Source organism: Lentzea aerocolonigenes (assembly GCF_000955955.1).
In the GTDB taxonomy this organism is placed as follows: domain Bacteria; phylum Actinomycetota; class Actinomycetes; order Mycobacteriales; family Pseudonocardiaceae; genus Lentzea; species Lentzea aerocolonigenes_A.
On sequence record NZ_JYJG01000599.1, the window covers coordinates 1 to 4451 of the forward strand.

Annotated in this window: 1 protein-coding gene; it reads right to left on the reverse strand. The window is 70.2% G+C overall.

Annotated elements, in window-relative coordinates; all coding sequences use genetic code 11:
• The coding region (locus tag UK23_RS47770) for a type I polyketide synthase (protein ID WP_045318512.1) at positions 1-4451 on the reverse strand (4451 nt) is incomplete at both ends.

The following is a 4451-nucleotide window of genomic DNA, read 5'->3' on the forward strand; positions in this document are numbered from 1 at the left end:
GCCCGTAGACCGCGAGCAGCGCCTGCGCCTCGATCGGGTCGCCCAAAGACGTACCGGTGCCATGCGCTTCCACAGCGTCGACATCGTTGGGTGACAAGCCTGCCGCGGCGAGGGCCGCGCGGATCACGCGTTGCTGCGAAGGGCCGTTGGGCGCGGTGAGGCCGTTCGAAGCGCCGTCCTGGTTGACGGCGGTGCCCTTCAGCACCGCGAGGATGTTGTGGCCGTGGCGCAGTGCGTCCGACTGCCGCTCCAGCACCAGCAGACCGGCACCCTCGGAGAACCCGGTGCCGTCCGCGCCCTCCGAGAACGCCTTGCAGCGCCCGTCCGGCGAGACGCCGCGCTGCCGGGAGATCTCGATGAACGTCGCGGGCGTCGACATCACCGCGACACCACCGGCCAGCGCGAGCGACGACTCCCCCGTCCGCAGCGACTGCGCTGCCAGGTGCATCGCGACCAGCGATGACGAACACGCCGTGTCGATCGTGACGGCCGGTCCTTCCAGACCGAGCACATAGGACACTCGGCCGGACGCGACCGACGGCGAGGAGCCGGTGCCGTGGTGCCCCTCGAACTCACCGCCGAGCAGCTGCGCGTAGTCGTTGTACATGACGCCGGCGAACACACCGGTGTCGCTGCCCCGCAACGAAACCGGGTCGATGCCGGCACGTTCGAAGGCCTCCCACGCGGTCTCCAGCAGCAGGCGCTGCTGCGAGTCGGTGGCCAGCGCTTCCCGCGGCGACATCCCGAAGAACGCCGGGTCGAACTCGCCCGCGTCGTGCAGGAAGCCGCCGAGCCGTGTCGCCGAGGTGCCGATGTCGTTGCCGGAGAACAAGGAGTCGAGATCCCAGCCGCGGTCGGACGGGAACTCGGAGATCGCGTCCGTGCCGTCGAGCACCAGCCGCCACAGGTCCTCCGGCGTCGACACCCCACCGGGGAACCGGCACGCCATCCCCACCACGACGATCGGGTCGTCGTCCGAAACCGCCCGCGTGGCAACGGCGACCTCGTCCGAGCCGAACAGCTCGTCACGGAGGAACGCCGCCAGCACGTGCGCGGTCGGGTAGTCGAACACGAGCGTCGCGGGCAGCCGCAGCCCGGTGACCGCGGTGAGACGGTTGCGCAGATCGACAGCGGTCAGCGAGTCGAAGCCGAGGTCGCGGAACGCCCGCCCCGCGTCGAAGCTCTCCAGCGCCAGCACCGCGCTGACCTGCGTGCGGATCACGTCGAGCAGCGCGTCGAGGCGTTCGGCCTCACCCAGCGGACGCAGCTTGGCGGCCAGTCCGGTCGCGGCGTCCGAGCCGGCGACCGTCCGGCGAGCGCGAGTCCGGATCAGGCCGCGCAGCAACGCTGGAACCTCGCCCTGGGCCCGCAACGTCGCGAGGTCGAGACGTGCGGGCAGCAGCACCGCTTCGCCAGTCGCGACGGCCGCGTCGAACAACGCGGTGCCCTGCGCCGGGGTGATCGGCGGCATTCCCGCGCGCACCAGGCGTTCCCGGTCGGCCTCGGTCAGCGAGCCGGTGAGCCCGACAGCGGCTTCCCAGGTGCCCCAGGCCAGTGACACCGTGTTCGGACGGTGCCGGGCAAGTGCGTCGAGGAACGCGTTGGCCGCCGCGTAGTTGCCCTGTCCCGCGCCGCCGAGAATGCCTGCGGCGGAAGAGAACAGCACGATCCTGGCCTGTGGCAACAACTCGTGCAGATGCCACGCGGCGTCGACCTTGGGCCGCAACACGGTGTCGAACTGCTCGGGCGTCAGCGACTCGATCACGCCGTCGTCCAGCACGCCCGCGGTGTGCACAACGGACTTCACCGTGTGCTTCTTCAACAGCCGCTGCAACGCCTTGCGGTCACTGACATCGCACTTGACGACCTTGACGGCCGCGTCGACCTCCCAGTCCGGCTTCTTACCGCTCCGGCTGGCGAGAATCAGCTCCGTGACACCGTGCTCGGCGACGAGGTGCTGCGCGATCACGCCACCGAGCCCGCCACCACCGGTGATCAGCACCGGGCTTTCCCAGACGACTTCCCGTGCCGCCGCCGCACGGGTCAGGCGCGGCGCGTGGAGCTGTCCCTGCCTGATGCGCAGCTGCGGTTCATCGGCAGCAAGCGCTTGCGGCAGAACGGCATCGTCGTCGACGTCGACCAGCACGAACCGGCCGGGGTGCTCGGTCTGCGCCGACCGCACTAGTCCCCACACCGCCTGCCCGGCCAGATCTCCTTCGCGCGTCACGAAAGCGAGCCGCTCGGCGCGTTCGCTCGTGATCCACTCTTGCAGCTTGGCCAGCACGCGGGACGTCAGCGCCCGCGTCGACTCGATGACATCGCCGTCGCCGACGACGTGCTCGACGACCACGTTCCCGGCTGCTTCCGAAGGCAAGACGACCGGTGCCCACTCGATCCGGAACAGCGAGTCGCGGTCGACCTCGTTCCGCGGCAACGCGACCGGCCGCACGACGAGCGACTCGACCGTGGCGACCGGCTGGCCGGTGGTGTCGGCGAGCGCGATCTCCATCGCGTCCCCGGTGGAACGCAACCGAACCCGCAGTTCCGTCGCGCCCGTGGCGTGCAGCGACACGCCTTCCCACGAGAACGGCAGCCCCGCACCGTCCTTCGCGAGCAACGCGGCGTGCAGCGCGGCGTCCAGCAACGCCGGGTGCAGGCCGAATCCCGCGGTGTCCTCGGTGGTCATCACTTCGGCGTAGACGTCGTCGCCGTCCCGCCACACGGCGCGCAGCCCCTGGAACGCGGGCCCGTACTCGAAGCCCATGTCCGCGAAGTGCTCGTAAGCTCCTTCGACGTCAACACTTTCCGCGCTCGGCGGCCACGCCGTCGCGTCGAAGTCACTGATAGCGCTACCGCTCGACAGCGTGCCAGAAGCGTGTTCGGTCCACGGCGCGTCGTCCTCGGTGCGCGAGTAGATCGTGACCGCCCGGCTGTTCTCCCCACCCCGCACCGCGACCTGCAGCTGCACCGATCCGTCCAGCACGAGCGGCGCGGAGATCGTGAGCTCGTCGAGCTTCTCGCAGCCGACCTCGTCACCGGCCCTGACCGCGAGCTCGACGAACGCCGTGCCGGGCAACAGGGTCGTGCCGCTGACCGCGTGATCCTTCAGCCACGGGTGCGAGTGCGCCGACAGCCTCGACGTGAACAGCACGTCCTCGCTGCCCGCGACGCTGACCGCCGCGCCGAGCAACGGGTGCTCGACCGCGCTGAGGCCCAGCCCGGACGGATCGCCGGAGCCGATTCGCCCGGCCGGCCAGAACCGTTGCCGCTGGAACGCATACGTCGGCAGGTCGACCAGCTTGCCGCCGCTGAAGTCCCACTTGACGTTCAACCCTCTCACGTGAGCCTGACTGAGCGCCGTGAGCAGCTGCTTCTGCCCGCCTTCGTTGCGACGCAGCGTTCCGAGCACCACAACGTCGGTCTCCGCGGCGGTCTGCTCGACACCGATCGTCAGCACCGGATGGGCGCTGGGCTCGACGAAGAACCGGAAACCGTCGCGCAGCAAGGCGTTCGTGGCGTTCTGGAACTCGACGGTCTGCCGCAGGTTCGTGAACCAGTAGCCGGCGTCCATGACCGCGGTGTCGATCGGCTCGCCGGTGACCGTGGAGTACAACGCGATCGAGCCGGTTCGGGGCTCGATGCCCGCGAGATCGTTGAGCACCCGCTCACGGATCGCCTCGACCTGCGGCGTGTGCGACGCGTAGTCCACCGCGATCATCCGCGCCCGCACTTCGTTGTTGACACACGTGGCCACGATCTCCGCAAGCGCCTCGACCTCACCGGCGACGACCGTCGACCGCGGCCCGTTGACCGCCGCGACCGCGACCCGCTCCCCGTAGCGCGCGATCAGCGGCCGCACCTCGTCGACGGGCAGCGACACCGACAACATGCCGCCGCGCCGCGACAACGCCTCGTCCACCGCCTGCGACCGCAACGCCACCACGCGCGCCGCGTCCTGCAGGCTCAACGCCCCGGCAACGGCCGCCGCCGCAATCTCACCCTGCGAATGCCCGACAACCGCCTGCGGCTCGACACCGTACGAGCGCCACACCTCGGCCAGCGACACCATCACCGCCCACAACACGGGCTGCACGACGTCGACCTGATCCAGCTCCAGCTCATCCCGGAGCACCTCGACCAACGACCAGCTGACGAACGGCCGCAACGCCTCGTCGCACTCCGCGATCTTGCCGGCGAACACCTCGTTGGTGGCCAGGAGCTCGCGCCCCATGCCGACCCACTGCGAACCCTGGCCGGGGAACACGAACACGGTCTTGCCCGCGGTCGTGACCTGCCCCATGACCACGTCGTCCCCGAGAACGACCGCCCGGTGATCAAACCGGGCCCGCCCCGCCAGCGTGAACCCGACGTCGACCGCGTCCGCCTCGACGCCCCTGACCCGCTCGACCTGTGCCGCCAACGCCTCAGCCGACTTCGCCGACACCAGCCAC